Origin of the sequence: Gemella sp. 27098_8_92 (assembly GCF_041433685.1) — a bacterium.
Lineage (GTDB): Bacteria > Bacillota > Bacilli > Staphylococcales > Gemellaceae > Gemella.
On the sequence record NZ_JAPWBZ010000002.1, the window covers coordinates 215,713 to 230,759 of the forward strand.

A 15,047-nucleotide genomic window follows, 5' to 3' on the forward strand; every position below is an offset into this window, starting at 1 on the left:
AAAAATAAAACAGACATATCTTTTCGGATTGTCTGTTTTTATTCTATATATTACGTATAAAATTCTGAAACAGTAAAGTATTTATACTAATCTAATTTGGAGAAATAATTTATGGTAGAAAATAGAAAATTTGGTTGGATAGAGTGCATTTGTGGAAGTATGTTCTCTGGTAAATCAGAAGAATTATTAAGAAGGATTAAACGAGGAGTAATAGCAAAACAAAATGTCTTGTTATTCAAACCAAGTATCGATAACAGATACGATGAAAACAAAGTCTCAACACATAATGGAAATAGCTATGAATCTGTTAGTATAGATAGTGCTGAGCAAATTTATGACTATGTAAAAGATAAAAAATATGATATTATAGGTATTGATGAAATACAATTTTTTGACAACAAAATAGTTAGTGTTATAAATACACTTGCTGATAGTGGCGTTCGTGTAATTGTCGCAGGGTTAGATATGGATTTTAAAGCTGAACCATTCCAACCGATGCCTGAAATTATAGCGATAAGCGAAATGGTTACAAAATTACATGCTGTTTGTAATAAGTGCGGTCAAGAGGCAAGTCGTAGTCAAAGATTAATTAATGGTGAGCCCGCGCGTTTTGATGACCCAATAGTAGTAATAGGTGCTAGTGAATCATACGAAGCAAGATGTAGACATTGTCATGAAATAAGAAAATAAATTATTAGGAGGACCAGATGGAGATATTAGGACAACTGGAAGTTGTAGAAGAACGTTATGAGAAACTTAATGAACTATTAAGTGATCCAGATGTTGTTAGCGATACAAAAAAACTTATGGAATATTCAAAAGAACAACGTTCTATCGAAAAAACTGTTGTGGTATTTAGAGAATATAAAAATATCGTTCAGCAAATAGCAGATACAAAAGAACTTCTTGAAATCGAAGAAGATAAAGAAATGAAAGAAATGATGCAGGATGAGATTAAAGAGTTAGAACCTAGTCTTGCTCCTATGGAAGAAGAATTAAAAATCTTATTATTACCAAAAGATCCGAATGATGGTAAAAACGTTGTTGTTGAGGTTCGTGGAGCAGCGGGAGGGGACGAAGCACAATTATTTGCAGGCGATCTTCTTCGTATGTATACTAGATTTGCAGAATCTCAAGGATGGAAAGTTGATGTATTAGAACGTTCTGAGACAGGTATTGGTGGAATTAAAGAAGCTATCTTTATTATTTCGGGTGAGGATGTATATTCTAAGATGAAATTTGAAAGTGGAGCACACCGTGTTCAACGTGTCCCTACAACTGAATCAAGTGGCCGTATTCATACTTCTACAGCAACTGTTGTTGTTCTTCCAGAAGCTGAAGAAATTGAAATAGATATTAACGAGAATGATATTCGTGTTGATACTTTTGCATCTAGTGGAGCAGGAGGGCAATCTGTTAATACGACTATGTCTGCTGTTCGTTTAACGCATATTCCTACAGGAGTAGTAGTATCAATGCAAGATGAACGTTCTCAAATTAAGAACAAAGAAAAAGCCATGAAAGTACTTCGTGCACGTGTTTATGATAAATATCAACAAGAAGAACAAGCTAAGTTTGATGCGGAACGTAAATCTAAAGTAGGTACAGGAGATCGTTCTGAACGCATTAGAACATATAACTATCCTCAAAATCGTGTTACTGACCACAGAATTGGTTTAACAATTCAAAAACTGGACCAAATTATGGAAGGTAAACTTGATGAAGTTTTAGAAGCACTTCGTATAGCTGAACAAGCTGAAAAAATGGCAGAACTTAATAAAGGTGAAGAACTATAATGAACAGAAGGCAAGCTATAACAAAGGCTTGTCTTCTTTTGAGAAGACAAGCAAAAGAAGAGAGTTTAGCACGATTTTTACTAATGTATATGTTAGATGAAATGCGTGAATTTAATGAGAATTTAGCACTTGAATTAACAGAAGAAGATGAACAAAAATATTTTCAATTAATTAATAAACACATAAAAGATGATACTCCACTTAGTCATTTAGTGGGATTTGAATATTTCTATGATAGAAAATTCAAGGTAACAAGTGATGTATTATCTCCAAGAATGGAAACAGAAGAACTTGTTTACAAAGTAATTGATTATATTAGAAAAAATAATCTAACTAATATAAAGATATTAGATCTTTGTACTGGAAGTGGAATTATAGGTATTACATTAAAAAAAGAATTAGAAGAATTTGATGTCAAAATTTTAGCAAGCGATATTAGTAGTAGAGCACTAACGGTCGCAAAAGAAAATGCTAGTTCTTTGGAAGCAGATATATCTTTTGTTGAATCAGATTTATTTTCTAATATACAAGATAAGTTTGATATAATAGTATCTAATCCCCCGTACATTGCACATGATGATAAGAAAACTATAAAAGAAAATGTCTTAAATTATGATCCTCATTTAGCATTATTCGCTGATGAAGAAGGAATGTACTTTTATAGAAATATAATAGAGAAATCTAGACAATATTTAAATGAAAAAGGAGTTATATTTTTTGAGATAGGTTATGATCAAAAAGAAAAAATAATTACCTTAGGAGAAAATAATAAGTTTGAAACTGTCGTTTATAAAGATATAAATGGTAGAGATAGAATAGCGGTATTGAAATCACAAATATAAAAAATACGAAGTATGACCATATTAAAAATTAAGTGTCAAACTTCGTATTCTTTATATTATTAGTGTATTATTATAATTCTCTATAAACCCCAACGCATTCCCCTATGATTTCAACATTTCGAGTGACTATAGGCTCATAATCTGGATTGCAAGGATAAAGAATTACATTATCATTTTTAACGAAAATCTTTTTTAACGATGCTTCATTCCATTCAGTCAAACGAACAGCTGCAATTTTACCATTGCGAACAGAAGACTGTTGACGGATAAAAACCAAATCTCCGTCAAAAATTCCAGCCTCAATCATACTATCTCCTTTGACTCGAAGAGCGAAATCAGCACCCATTCCTTGATCTATAAAAATATGTTCATCATATTCTTCTTCTATATAAACCCCATCTCCAGCACAAATAGTCCCCAGTATTGGAAGTTTAGAAGTGTTGTCGATATACTCATCTGAATCTTCATCAGAAGAGGAAGTTATATGTTCTTCCACAAACATATTATCACAATCACCCACTAACCAATCAGGATTAACAGATAAATATTCTGCAATAGCAAGGAGTTTATCTCTTTTAGGAACATATTTTCCTTTTGACCAATCGCTTATAGATGAAGGGGTAATTTTTGTAGAGCGAGCAAGTTCCGCTTGTTTTATATTTTTTTCTTTTAAACATTGTTTAAATCTAATGCTAAATATAGTTGTCATAATATTCTATCCAATCGTTACTTTATTCTTATCTTAAATTATAAAGTAAACCGTAATAAAAATCAAGTATATTTATAAAAAAATTAAGAAATATGAATTTTATACTTGATTTTCGGTTTTCCGTATGTTATTATATTAATAGAGAATAAATTAAGATTTACGTACAAAAAGAAAGAAGGTAATTTTATGTTTATATATTGGGTGATTATTGTATTTTTATTAGCGAAAGTATTTACTTTCTTTGAAACTAATAAGTTAAAAGTTGTAAAAAGAAACAAAATTAATCGTAAAGTTTATTAAGAAAACTTTATACGGAAAAATTTATGTATAGTTTAATAATGCCAATAGTAAATAAAAAATAAAACTTAAAACAAATGATAGAACGTTTTCTTAATAGTTTTTATTTAAAAGTATGTACACTTGTTTAAAATTATTGTATAATGAAAAATATAATAATTAACTAGGAGGATTTCTTAAATGAAATTAGTATTAACTAGACATGGTGAAAGTCAATGGAATCTTGAAAATAGATTTACTGGATGGGTTGATGTTGATATCACTGATAAAGGAAGACAGGAAGCTATTAAAGGTGGACAAACTTTAAAAGAATTAGGTCTTACTTTCGATGTAGCTTATACTTCATATCAAAAAAGAGCAATTAAAACATTAAATTTATTTTTAGAGGAATTAGATTTATTATGGATTCCTGTTTATAAAAGTTGGAGACTAAACGAAAGACACTATGGAGCTCTTCAAGGATTAAATAAAGCTGAAACTGCCGAAAAATATGGAGATGAGCAAGTACATATTTGGAGAAGAAGTTTTGATGTAGCACCTCCACAAGTAGATAAAAATAGCGATATGTACCCTGGAAATATTGATAGATACAAAGATATTCCAGAAGGAGAAATCCCAACAGGAGAAAGTTTAAAACTTACTATTGATAGAGTGCTTCCTTATTGGGAAAGCGATATATCTAAACAAATAAAAGCTGGTAAAAATGTTCTTATCTCTGCTCATGGAAATAGTTTAAGAGCGTTAATCAAATACTTATTAAATATCTCGGACGAAAAAATCTTAGATCTTAATTTACCAACAGGTACTCCATTAGTATTTGAAATCGATGAAAACTTAAACATCATCTCAGCACCAGAGTTATTCTAATTAAGAATATGAAAAAATTAATTATAATGATTACAGCCTTGCTTTTATTGCAGGGCTGTAGTTCTAAAGAAAAGTTCTCAACAGAACAGCTCCAAAATCTTACAAATTCAGTAACTATTAACCAGCTAGAAAAAACTGAATTTAACGTAGGAGAGAATAAACTGGTTATTACTACTAAAGAAGAGGTTGTAACCAAAGAAGAATTAGATAAATTATTATCAACATTAAAAATTAATAATTTCTCTGGAAAGCAACTTGTTGAAAAATCAATTAATTCAAAAGAATTTGATAATAAAGATTTCAATATAGAGATAGTCACTAAAAATAGCAATAGTATATCATTTAATACTAGTAGTGTTGATAACAAAAAATATAGTGTTGATAACAAAAAATATTCAGTTGATTATATAAAAAATAAACTATCAAATTTCACAAAAGATTTGATAGCATTAGATGAACTTGCAGGAACGATTGAAACAGATCTTAACAAAGGAAGAGACTTAGGGAATAAAATCAATAGCTTTAATGAAGTGAAAGAACGTATAACTTCAGATATCACTTTCTTTAAATTATTATCTAGTGAAAACACTAAATATGATAAACTCAACGAATTAACCAGCCGTTTATTGAGAATTGAAAAATTAACTCCAGTAATTATTAATGCAGTAAATAGTTCAATTACATCTAAGAACGGTTCAGCGATAGCTTCTGCATTTTTAATTATCAATGATATAGATAGACTAACTCGTGAATTAGCTAATATTTAAAAAACTTTCGAATTATTTCGAAAGTTTTTTTAAATAAAATCTTCAGGTTTTATGTCATTCATTCCAATCATAGGGTCAATGGTATTAAGGTTTTTATACGTTAAAATATAGTCTTCATTTAGTTCTATATTTATTTCTTTTGTTTTCTCATTAGTAAAGAAAGTAGATAATGCTGTTTGCCTTATTACTGTATTAGTAGGTTCTATTGATTTATAAAACACATTTGGATCCCCACATAAAATTAATTTTTTCTTAGCACGAGTTATGGCGGTATACGTTAGATTTTTATTTAACATAAAGTTATAACTATCAATAAACGGTATAATTACATTCTCAAATTCCGAACCTTGGGCTTTATGAATTGAACAAGCATATGATAGGGTTATTTGATTAAGTTCTTGTTTTTCATATGTTACAAAGTTATCATCATAATCAATAACTATTTTTATTTTTCCTGCTTCTTTAAAAATATCATAAATATATCCAATATCGCCATTAAAAATATTGTCTTCTGGACGATTTACAAGCTGCATAACTCTATCATCCACCTTATATATTAAATCTCCATATTCAACTTGAAGTTCATTTTGATTAAAGAGGGTTTGAATAGTTTTATTGATTTCATTGATACCAGCCCCACCTTTATAAATAGGAGCAAGTATCTGTATTTTTTCCTTTTTTGATTCTTGTAATATACTATTGTATGTTGTAGTTATAACATCTAATATTTCATTTTTATTTGCTAGTAGAAATTCCTTATCATCAAAGTTTTCAAGTATATCGAAAGGAATATTATTTTTAATAGAGTGAGAAATATTTATTATACTTGAATGCTCACTTTGCCTAAAAACTTTATTTAATTTAACAGTTGGAATTACTTGAGCGTTAATTAAGTCGTTAAGGACATTTCCTGGAGCGATTGATGGTAATTGATCGTTGTCTCCAACTAAAAGAATTTTTGCATCAGGATGAATTATTTTAAGTAAATTATACATTAAAAATACATCAATCATACTAGTTTCATCGATTATGATTAATTCTGATTTTATCCTTTTTTCACTAACAAACTCTTCCATATTCTCATCTTCTACCGTCCAACCTATAGCTTTATGTATAGTTGATGCATAAAGTCCTGTACTTTCAGCCATTCGTTTTGCAGCTTTTCCTGTTGGAGCGCATAATGTTAATATACTTTTAGTTTCATCTTGAAGCTCCACAAGATTATAATTCTTAATCTTTTGAAATACTTTTATTATTGCAAGAATAATTGTTGTCTTACCTGTCCCTGGACCTCCGGTAAGGATGGAAAAATTATTAACTATAGAATTTTTAATTGCAGCTATCTGTACTATGTCATATTCAATTCCAAGTTCTTCTTCAATTTCTTTAATATACTTATCTAAAAGTTTATCACTAATGTTTATGGACTTTTGTTTAGTCAGACGGTGTTCTATATCATTGTATATCGCATACTCTGAATAATAAATTTCTGGAAGGAAAATTTTTTCTTCTAGTTCTATAAGCTTTCCAGTATCTAAACAATAGGTAAGAGCATCTAGTATATCATCCTTATCTACAGCTATATTACGAGAAGAATAGAGGACATTAAATGTATTATAAAGCAGGGCATTTTTCATTATATATGTATTTCCAGTAGAGAAGCAAAATGAATTTACTGTATATATAAAGCCATATAAAATTCTTTCGCGATTATTGGCTTCTACTTTATTTAATTCGGCTATCTTATCAACAGTTTTAAAATTAATTCCTTTTATATCTTTAATAAGAGAGTATGGATTTTCTGTTATTGTGCGTAGTGTATTATGTTTGTAAAAGTTATAGATTTTTAAAATAAGATTATTACTAAGATTATATTCGTTTAATTTCAAAATGATATCTTGAGTTTGTTTATTAGCGACTATTGTGTTATAGATAACATCTTTCCTTGAAGTAGAAATTCCCTTAATATCATATAGAGTTGTCTTATCGTTATAAATCTTATCTAGAGCTTCTATCCCTAAACTATCAACTATTAATTCAGCTGTTTTTCTTCCTATACCTTGAAAAATCGAACTAGATAAGTAAGAGACAATAGCATCTTTATCTTTTTCAATTACAGGTTCAGCAATAATTGCAGAAAGTTGCATTCCATATTTTCGATGCTGAACTAGTTGTCCCTTAAATAAATACAAATCATCTTCTATAAAATCAATATCATCAAAAGTTCCTACAACACTAAGATAATCACTATCAATAAAATCGTAATTATCATTTAAGAAAATAGATAAAATATAATAATTATTTTCTTTGTTGTGAAAAATAATCTTATTAAGATAACCTTCTACCGTCTCCATAATAAACTCCTACATACATATTTTGATTATATTAATAATAATATATAAATTCAAAAAAGTCTAGCTTAGCAGAATTTTTTACATTCAAGTGCTATAGAAATGTTTTTATTTTTAATTATATTCAATCTATATTTAATGTCTGTAGTATATACTGGAAAAATATGTGTTTTACTTTATTATTATATATAATTACTAAAATTTAGCGAATAAAAAAACTGTTATAGTTTTTTTATTTTAGTTTTCTCTTTATTTTTTTAAAAAAATAAGATATAATATAATTACAAATAAAACGATTTCAAAGGAGATATTTTTATGAATGAATTAAAGAAGACTATAGGTTTTATGCCTGCTTTTATGACAGTTATTGGATCGGTAATTGGAGCAGGGGTATTTTTTAAAGCTGCTGTTATTTATAAAACTACCGGAACTATGAGTTTAGGGATACTTGCATGGGTTCTGGCCGGAGTTATTACAATTTGTGCAGGTCTTACTGTTGCAGAACTTGCTGCCTCTATTCCTGAAGTGGGGGGGATGGTTGTTTGGATAGAAAAAACATATGGGAAAACAGCTGCCTTTCTTCTTGGATGGGCGCAATCAATTATTTACTTTCCTGCAATGATAGCTGCACTAGCTGTTATATTTTCTACTCAAGTTCTTAGTTTATTAAATTTAGATAAAACATGGCATATACCTATTGCATTTATAACAGCTGCTTCACTTATGTTTTTAAATTTCTTAGGTGGGAAAACGGGGGGGATTATACAAACAGTAGCTACTATTTGTAAATTGATACCATTGGGAGCTATTATAATTTTTGGGTTATTCCAAGAAAATTCTCAACCTTTACAATTATTCCCAATAGAAGCTGGAAAAGATATTTCATTTGTTGGGGGCTTAGGTGGAGCACTACTTGCTGCAATGTTTGCATATGAAGGTTGGACTAATGTAGGAAGCATGGCAGGAGAAATGAAAAATCCTAAAAAAGACTTACCTAGAGCTATCTTTTTAGGTCTAGCAGTCGTAATGGCAGTCTATGTTCTTATAAATATTGCATATTTAATGAGTTTACCTCTAGATAGAGTTGCTGGGAACCAAACAGTAGCCAGTGAAGTTGCTGCTAAATTGTTTGGTGGGCTAGGTGGTAAAATACTAACAATTGGTATTTTAATAAGTGTTTACGGAGCTATAAATGGATTCACTATGGCTGGTATTCGTATTCCATACGCTATGGCATTGAGCGATCAAATACCTTTTAAACATGTTTGGACAAAATTAAATAAAAGTGCAATTCCTGTAAATTCAGGTCTACTACTATTGGTAATGTCAGGAATTATGATGTTAACAGGAAGCTTTGACATGTTAACAGATTTATTAGTATTTGTAATGTGGTTCTTCTATACTGCAACATTCTTTGCAGTTATAATATTACGTAAGAAAGACCCTGATTTAGAACGCCCATATAAAGTTCCATTATATCCTATTGTCCCTATAATAGCAATTTTGGGAGGATTATATACTTTAATCAGTACACTAACATCTCAAATTACTTTGGCTTTAGGAGGGATTGGATTAACGTTAATAGGTTTATTATTCTACAAAGAATTACATAAAAAATTTAAAAAATAAACTTAAATAAAATAAAATATCTACTTCTGATATTTAAATTGGGAGTAGATATTTTATTTTAATTACAAAATAAGTTTCGTTATGGCAATTTTTTTTATAAAATGTTATAATTATATGATAAGATTAAAGGAGGAATAGGTTTTTGACTACTGTAAGAAATGTATTTGATCATTTAAATAAACTTGCTGACATAAAACTTGCAGAAAAATGGGATAATGTTGGTTTGATGCTAGGTGATTATAATAGTGAAGCAAGAAAAGTATTAGTATGTTTAGATGTTACAACGAAAGTAGTTAATGAAGCAATAGCTAATAATGTTAATTTAATTGTTTCTCATCATCCATTAATATTTAAGCCCTTGAAATCACTTGATTTTACAGATAATTTCAAGTCTAACATACTAAGGGATTTAATTCTAAATGATATTTCAGTTATTTCATTTCACACTAATCTAGATTCAGCGACATATGGTTTAAATGATTTTCTCGCGAAAAAATTAGAATTGAAAAATATACGAATACTTTTTGAACATGAAATATATAAAAATGCTGGACTAGGTAGAATAGGGGAGTTATCAGAGGAATTTACTCAAAAGGAGTTTATTACATATATAAAAGAAAAGTTCAATTTGGAGACTATTTCGGCGGTATTAGGAAATAACGATAATATAAAAACAGTAGCCCTTCTAGGTGGAAGTGGAGCTGATTTTATCTATACATTACCTGAAGTAGATATTTACTTAACAGGTGATGTAGGATATCATGTAGCTTTAGATGCATTAGAAATGAAAAAAAATATCATAGATGTGGGACATTTTACAGAACATCTTGTAAAAGACTTACTTCTTGAATACATAGGCGAATTGTCTATAAATGTACAAAAATCTAAAGTCGAACAATCGCCATTTAAAACACTATAAGGAGGAACATACATGGCCAAAGCAACACCAACTATGGAAGACTATATAGAAGTCATTTATTCATTAGTGAAAACTAAAGGTTATGCCAGAAGTGCAGATATAGCAGAAAAATTAGAAGTTTATCCTTCAACAGTAACAAAAATGTTGAAAAAACTTGATGCTGAAGGATATATAGTATATGAAAAATATCGAGGAATAGCATTAACTGATATAGGAAAAAAAATGGGTGAATACGCTCTTACTAGGCATGAATTATTAGAAGAATTTTTACTTTTAATAGGGGTGGATAAAGATAAGATTTACGAAGAGGTAGAGGGAATTGAACATCACTTTGGAAAAAGTTCCCTAGAAAAGATAAAAGATCTTATGAAGTATCTTAAAAAAAATAATTATAAAGCATAACGGAGAAGTGGCGTGGCAGATAAAGAATATTTAAATTTATGTAAAACTATTTTAGAAAATGGAATCACTAAAGATGATAGAACAGGGGTAGGAACTAAAAGTATTTTTGGTTATCAAATGAAGTTTGATTTAAATAAGGGCTTTCCACTATTAACAACAAAAAAAATTAATTTTAACTTGGTTTGGTCTGAATTGCTATGGTTTATTAAAGGTGACACAAACATCAAATTTTTATTAGAAAATAAAAATAATATTTGGAATGAATGGGCATTTAAAAAGTGGATTGAAAGTGAAAACTATACAGGTCCTGACATGACTAATTTTGGACATAGAGCACTTAAAGATAAAGATTTTGCAGAAGAATATAAAAAACAAATGAATATTTTTAAAGAAAATATCCTTAATGATGACAATTTTTCTAAAAAATTCGGTGATTTAGGAAATGTTTATGGTAAACAATGGCGAAATTTTAATGGTATTGATCAATTAAAAAATGTTATTGAACAGATAAAAATGAATCCCTCATCACGTCGACTAATTGTTTCTGCATGGAATCCAGCTGAGGTTGATAGTATGGCTCTCCCACCCTGTCACACTATGTTCCAATTTTATGTGAGTAATGGAAAGCTTAGTTGTCAACTTTATCAACGCAGTGCGGATGTATTTTTAGGAGTACCATTTAATATTGCATCATATTCATTACTTACTATTCTAATTGCTAAGGAATGTGGATTAGAAGTAGGAGAATTTGTTCATACATTAGGAGATGCTCATATCTATATAAATCATTTTGAACAAGTGAATGAACAAATTTCAAGAGAGGCATATGAACTTCCTAGCCTTAGAATAAATGACTTTGATAGTATTTTTGATTTAGAAATTAGTGATGTGGAGCTTGTAGACTATAATAGTCATCCATTTATAAAAGCTCCTATAGCAGTTTAGTAAGGAGGGGTTTTATGTTATCTTTAATAGTAGCGTACGACAAAAATAAATCTATCGGAAATGAAAATACGATACCATGGCGCCTCCGTGCAGATATGTTAAGGGTTAAAGCTCTAACAACTAATCAAACAATAATTATGGGAAGAAAAACACTTGACAGTATAGGAAAAGCTCTTCCAAATAGAATAAATAGAGTATTAACAAAAAATCCAGACCTATTGAAAGATTATGATGATGTCGAGATTTATACAGATGATAGTATTTTAGAAAATATAACTACTCAAAAGGTATTTATTTTTGGCGGTGGTACAATTTATGAAAAATATTTCGATAGATGTGATGAAATGTTTATAACAGAAGTTGATACTATAGCTGAGGCGGATACTAAGTTTCCAAATTTCGATGAAAATAATTGGGAACTCGTTAGTCGTGAAGAATTTAAAAAAGACGAAAACAATGATTACGATTATGTTTTTATGCATTACATAAAAAAGAAAGAGATGTAAAATATGGAAAAAGTAAAAATCATTATTGATTCATCAAGCGATTTAACAAATGAAGAAATAAATAAATATGATGTTGAAGTTGTTCCATTGACTTTTAATATAGATGGACAAGAATATGATTATCAAAGTATGGATAATGACGAATATATACTACGTATGCGTACTGCAAATGAATATTCTACAAGTCAACCGGCTATCGGTAAATTTTTAGAAGCATTTGAAAAATGGACTAATAGAGGGTATAAAATAATTGTTCTTACTATTTCTTCAGCATTAAGCGGAACTTACAATACGGCACTAGCTGCAGCTGCTGGTTTTGATAATATTGAAGTTGTTGATACTAAAACAACAACAAGAGGGATGGTTTATCTTTTAGATTCTTGTATTGAACAATTGAAAACTGGATTAGATATAAATACCATTTCTGAAAATTTACGTGAAAAAGCTAAGAATATTTTAACGTTTGTTACTATTGATAATCTAGACAATTTAGTAAAAGGTGGAAGACTTAGCAAGTCAGCAGCATTGATTGGTGGATTGCTTAATATAAAAGTTTTAACACAATTAAAAGAAACTGAACTTGTTGCCATAGATAAAGTTAGAGGAAAGAAAAAATTAGTACATTCATTAATTAAACATATTAATAAGGAAAAAATTGATAAAAAGATTAAACATATTTGTCTTCCTAATACTTTGGCAGATGAGTATATTAAACTAATCAAAGAGGAATTGCAAGAAGAATATAATTATACAGTGAATGATAATGATATTTTTACGACTACACCAATAATTTCAACTCATACAGGTGAGAACGCAGTAGGTATTTTAATAGAATTAGTATAATCGGAGGATAAGATTATGACAAACTTTGACGAAACAAGATTATTTGATAACAATTTTTATGACAAAAATGATATCCATAGTATACTAAAAAACGTTGTAGGTACGATAAAACAACGTGGCTATGATCCTATTAATCAACTTATGGGATATATTAAAACAGGAGACCCTATTTATATTCCTCGTGATAACCATGCAAGAGAGCAAATAAGATTAATAGAAATAGATGATATATTAGAATACTTACTATACTTTTTTATACAGGAGTCATAAATGTTAGATAAAAGAATAATGGGACTAGATTATGGTTCAAAAACAATAGGAGTCGCTGTTAGCGATTTATTAGGAATGACTGCACAAGGTGTAGAGACTATTAATATTAATGAACAGATAAAAGACTTCAAGATAAAACGTATAAAAGAACTAGTTAATGAATATAACATAGGCAAAATAGTTGTAGGTTTACCAAAAAATATGGATAATAGTATTGGGTTTAGAGGAGAAGCTACACTATATTTTGTAGAAGTTCTTAAGAAAAAAATAAAAACTGTTGAGGTTATTTTACAAGATGAACGTCTTACAACAATAGGGGCAGAAAGAGTGCTTCTTGAAGCTAATGTTTCAAGAAAAAAACGTAAAGATGTTATTGATAAAATGGCAGCAGTTCTTATATTACAAACTTATTTAGATAAATTTTAAAATTATGGAGGATAATAAGATGCAAGAGAAAGACTTAAAAAATATTAGTATAGATAATACAGAGGAAGTTTACACGCTTAGTACATTAGAAGGGGAAGAGAAAGAATATCGTAAAATTTTAGAGTTTACAAACCCGACTAATGGTAACCTATATTATATTTTTGCAGAAGAAGAAACTATTGATGAAGAGGAAATTAGCATTTTCCCTATGGTATGTGTAGAAGATGATGAAGATAATATTCGTTTTGAACCAGTAGAAACTGATGAAGAATATGATATGATTTCAGAAGTATTAGATACTTTTTATTATGACGAGAGTGAGTAAAGAATGAACGAAGAACAAGTAAGAAAACGCAGAGAAGAATTAAGAAAAAAGAATAGAAAAATTAAGAGAAAATCCCCTATACTTCCAATTTTTCTAACAGTAATATTGATTGCAGCTATTTCGGTATTATCATTCTTTTATTACATGACAACACCTGTAGATAAAAGTAATAATAATGACATAACAATTGAAATTAAAGAAAATTATGGTAGTACTAAAATAGCAGAAGAATTAAAAAATAAAGGTTTAATCAGAAACCAAACTGTTTTTAAGCTTTATACAAGAATAAAATCAAATACATCATTTTACGTAGGTAGCTTTTCTTTAAAACCTAGTATGAGTATGACAAAAATCATAGATGAACTTAGTTCAAAAGATAAAGCTAAATCAACCAATAGTTTTGCTGTTATTGAGGGTGATAATATTCTGAAACTCGCTCAAAAGCTAGAAAAAACTAAATTAAGTAGTAAAGATTTTTTAGAGAAAGTTAATGATGCTGAATTTATAAAAAAATTGCAAAAACAATTCCCTGAGCTTATTACAGATGATATATATAGTAAAGATATTAAATATGCACTTGAGGGATATATATATCCAGCAATTTACAATATAGAAGATAATGAGACTGTAGAATCATTAATCACTAAAATGGTGAAAACTACTAATGATAGAGTTGTTCCACTGTATAAACAAAACAAAAAGGAATGGGTAATTAATAATAAAAAAGTAAAAATTTCTATTCATGACTACATTACAATGGCAAGTATTTTAGAAAAAGAATCAACTAAAACAAATGAAAATAAACTTATTGCCAGCGTGTTTTTCAATCGTTTAGCAAAAGGAATGAAACTGCAGACAGATCCATCAGCTAACTATGCTGCCGATAAGTTATCTGGAGCTCCTACACAAAGAGAATTATCTCTACAATCACCATATAATACATATACAACAGTAGGACTACCTCCTGGGCCTATCGCTTCAGTAGGAGTGGCTTCATATGAAGCACTGAATAACGCTGAAACTACAGAATATTTGTATTTCTTACATGCTACAAAAGATGGAAAAGCATATTTTTCGAAAACTTATGAAGAACATGAACGCTTAGCTAAGGAGCACATAGAAGGATATATTCCAAGCGGAAGTTAAACTTAAA

At 29.1% G+C, this 15,047-nt stretch carries 17 protein-coding genes; 15 read left to right on the plus strand and 2 right to left on the minus strand.

Features of this window, described 5'->3' with window-relative positions:
- The first annotated feature begins 111 nt into the window (after positions 1–111).
- Genes O3802_RS02370 through prmC form a run of 3 tightly spaced genes read left to right on the plus strand, consistent with a single transcriptional unit; the run spans position 112 to position 2,638 of the window.
- Positions 112–690, plus strand: coding sequence for a thymidine kinase (locus O3802_RS02370; protein ID WP_276686075.1), 579 nt, complete (start codon positions 112–114; stop codon positions 688–690).
- Positions 691–707: 17 nt separating this feature from the next.
- Positions 708–1,796: a peptide chain release factor 1 gene (prfA, locus tag O3802_RS02375; RefSeq protein ID WP_371458131.1), complete on the plus strand. Its 1,089-nt coding sequence runs from the start codon at positions 708–710 to the stop codon at positions 1,794–1,796.
- A complete protein-coding gene (prmC, locus tag O3802_RS02380; protein ID WP_371458132.1) occupies positions 1,796–2,638 on the plus strand; it encodes a peptide chain release factor N(5)-glutamine methyltransferase in 843 nt (280 codons plus the stop codon). The genes prfA and prmC overlap by 1 nt, the downstream gene beginning before the upstream one ends.
- A gap of 70 nt (positions 2,639–2,708) precedes the next feature.
- Here prmC and O3802_RS02385 read toward each other — a convergent pair whose 3' ends face one another.
- The gene (locus O3802_RS02385; protein WP_371458133.1) at positions 2,709–3,347 is read right to left on the minus strand and encodes a LexA family protein; all 639 of its coding nucleotides are present in this window, start codon (positions 3,345–3,347) and stop codon (positions 2,709–2,711) included.
- 477 nt (positions 3,348–3,824) lie between these two features.
- Here O3802_RS02385 and gpmA point away from each other — a divergent pair, with 477 nt between their 5' ends.
- Positions 3,825–4,511 carry a 2,3-diphosphoglycerate-dependent phosphoglycerate mutase gene (gene gpmA / locus O3802_RS02390; RefSeq protein ID WP_004632058.1) on the plus strand — a complete coding sequence of 229 codons (687 nt, stop codon included), beginning with the start codon at positions 3,825–3,827 and terminating at the stop codon, positions 4,509–4,511.
- 8 nt (positions 4,512–4,519) lie between these two features.
- Positions 4,520–5,278, plus strand: a complete 759-nt coding sequence (locus O3802_RS02395) for a hypothetical protein (RefSeq protein ID WP_371458134.1) — start codon at positions 4,520–4,522, stop codon at positions 5,276–5,278.
- 29 nt (positions 5,279–5,307) lie between these two features.
- Here O3802_RS02395 and recD2 read toward each other — a convergent pair whose 3' ends face one another.
- On the minus strand, positions 5,308–7,632 hold the full coding sequence (gene recD2 / locus O3802_RS02400) for an SF1B family DNA helicase RecD2 (RefSeq protein WP_371458135.1): 2,325 nt from the start codon (positions 7,630–7,632) through the stop codon (positions 5,308–5,310).
- Between the two features lie 312 nt (positions 7,633–7,944).
- On the opposite strand from recD2, the gene O3802_RS02405 reads away from it, so the two are divergent.
- The 10 genes from O3802_RS02405 to mltG all read left to right on the plus strand — a co-directional run bounded on the left by O3802_RS02405 (position 7,945) and on the right by mltG (position 15,040).
- Positions 7,945–9,258 (plus strand): APC family permease, encoded by a 1,314-nt coding sequence (locus O3802_RS02405; RefSeq protein WP_371458136.1) that lies wholly within the window; start codon positions 7,945–7,947, stop codon positions 9,256–9,258.
- A gap of 142 nt (positions 9,259–9,400) precedes the next feature.
- The gene (locus O3802_RS02410; RefSeq protein WP_371458137.1) at positions 9,401–10,177 is read left to right on the plus strand and encodes a Nif3-like dinuclear metal center hexameric protein; all 777 of its coding nucleotides are present in this window, start codon (positions 9,401–9,403) and stop codon (positions 10,175–10,177) included.
- Positions 10,178–10,189: 12 nt separating this feature from the next.
- Positions 10,190–10,579, plus strand: coding sequence for a transcriptional regulator MntR (gene mntR / locus O3802_RS02415; RefSeq protein ID WP_371458138.1), 390 nt, complete (start codon positions 10,190–10,192; stop codon positions 10,577–10,579).
- Between the two features lie 12 nt (positions 10,580–10,591).
- Complete coding sequence (locus O3802_RS02420; protein ID WP_371458139.1) at positions 10,592–11,524, plus strand: thymidylate synthase; 933 nt, start codon at positions 10,592–10,594, stop codon at positions 11,522–11,524.
- Between the two features lie 14 nt (positions 11,525–11,538).
- Positions 11,539–12,030 carry a dihydrofolate reductase gene (locus O3802_RS02425; RefSeq protein WP_371458140.1) on the plus strand — a complete coding sequence of 164 codons (492 nt, stop codon included), beginning with the start codon at positions 11,539–11,541 and terminating at the stop codon, positions 12,028–12,030.
- 3 nt (positions 12,031–12,033) lie between these two features.
- The gene (locus tag O3802_RS02430) at positions 12,034–12,873 is read left to right on the plus strand and encodes a DegV family protein (protein WP_371458141.1); all 840 of its coding nucleotides are present in this window, start codon (positions 12,034–12,036) and stop codon (positions 12,871–12,873) included.
- A gap of 15 nt (positions 12,874–12,888) precedes the next feature.
- Positions 12,889–13,143, plus strand: coding sequence for an IreB family regulatory phosphoprotein (locus tag O3802_RS02435; protein ID WP_371458142.1), 255 nt, complete (start codon positions 12,889–12,891; stop codon positions 13,141–13,143).
- Positions 13,144–13,569, plus strand: coding sequence for a Holliday junction resolvase RuvX (gene ruvX / locus O3802_RS02440; protein ID WP_371458143.1), 426 nt, complete (start codon positions 13,144–13,146; stop codon positions 13,567–13,569).
- Positions 13,570–13,588: 19 nt separating this feature from the next.
- Positions 13,589–13,894, plus strand: a complete 306-nt coding sequence (locus tag O3802_RS02445) for a DUF1292 domain-containing protein (RefSeq protein ID WP_111743126.1) — start codon at positions 13,589–13,591, stop codon at positions 13,892–13,894.
- A gap of 3 nt (positions 13,895–13,897) precedes the next feature.
- Positions 13,898–15,040, plus strand: a complete 1,143-nt coding sequence (gene mltG / locus O3802_RS02450) for an endolytic transglycosylase MltG (protein ID WP_371458144.1) — start codon at positions 13,898–13,900, stop codon at positions 15,038–15,040.
- Positions 15,041–15,047: the final 7 nt, after the last annotated feature.

What these genes read in the sequence shown, in the direction of transcription:
- O3802_RS02385 (WP_371458133.1), bottom strand. Translation starts at nt 3,347, where the DNA reads ATGACAACTATATTTAGCATTAGATTTAAACAATGTTTAAAAGAAAAA.
- O3802_RS02430 (WP_371458141.1), top strand. Translation starts at nt 12,034, where the DNA reads ATGGAAAAAGTAAAAATCATTATTGATTCATCAAGCGATTTAACAAAT.
- O3802_RS02445 (WP_111743126.1), top strand. Translation starts at nt 13,589, where the DNA reads ATGCAAGAGAAAGACTTAAAAAATATTAGTATAGATAATACAGAGGAA.
- O3802_RS02370 (WP_276686075.1), top strand. Translation starts at nt 112, where the DNA reads ATGGTAGAAAATAGAAAATTTGGTTGGATAGAGTGCATTTGTGGAAGT.
- O3802_RS02405 (WP_371458136.1), top strand. Translation starts at nt 7,945, where the DNA reads ATGAATGAATTAAAGAAGACTATAGGTTTTATGCCTGCTTTTATGACA.
- prfA (WP_371458131.1), top strand. Translation starts at nt 708, where the DNA reads ATGGAGATATTAGGACAACTGGAAGTTGTAGAAGAACGTTATGAGAAA.
- O3802_RS02395 (WP_371458134.1), top strand. Translation starts at nt 4,520, where the DNA reads ATGAAAAAATTAATTATAATGATTACAGCCTTGCTTTTATTGCAGGGC.
- ruvX (WP_371458143.1), top strand. Translation starts at nt 13,144, where the DNA reads ATGTTAGATAAAAGAATAATGGGACTAGATTATGGTTCAAAAACAATA.
- O3802_RS02425 (WP_371458140.1), top strand. Translation starts at nt 11,539, where the DNA reads ATGTTATCTTTAATAGTAGCGTACGACAAAAATAAATCTATCGGAAAT.
- O3802_RS02435 (WP_371458142.1), top strand. Translation starts at nt 12,889, where the DNA reads ATGACAAACTTTGACGAAACAAGATTATTTGATAACAATTTTTATGAC.
- mltG (WP_371458144.1), top strand. Translation starts at nt 13,898, where the DNA reads ATGAACGAAGAACAAGTAAGAAAACGCAGAGAAGAATTAAGAAAAAAG.
- mntR (WP_371458138.1), top strand. Translation starts at nt 10,190, where the DNA reads ATGGCCAAAGCAACACCAACTATGGAAGACTATATAGAAGTCATTTAT.
- prmC (WP_371458132.1), top strand. Translation starts at nt 1,796, where the DNA reads ATGAACAGAAGGCAAGCTATAACAAAGGCTTGTCTTCTTTTGAGAAGA.
- gpmA (WP_004632058.1), top strand. Translation starts at nt 3,825, where the DNA reads ATGAAATTAGTATTAACTAGACATGGTGAAAGTCAATGGAATCTTGAA.
- recD2 (WP_371458135.1), bottom strand. Translation starts at nt 7,632, where the DNA reads ATGGAGACGGTAGAAGGTTATCTTAATAAGATTATTTTTCACAACAAA.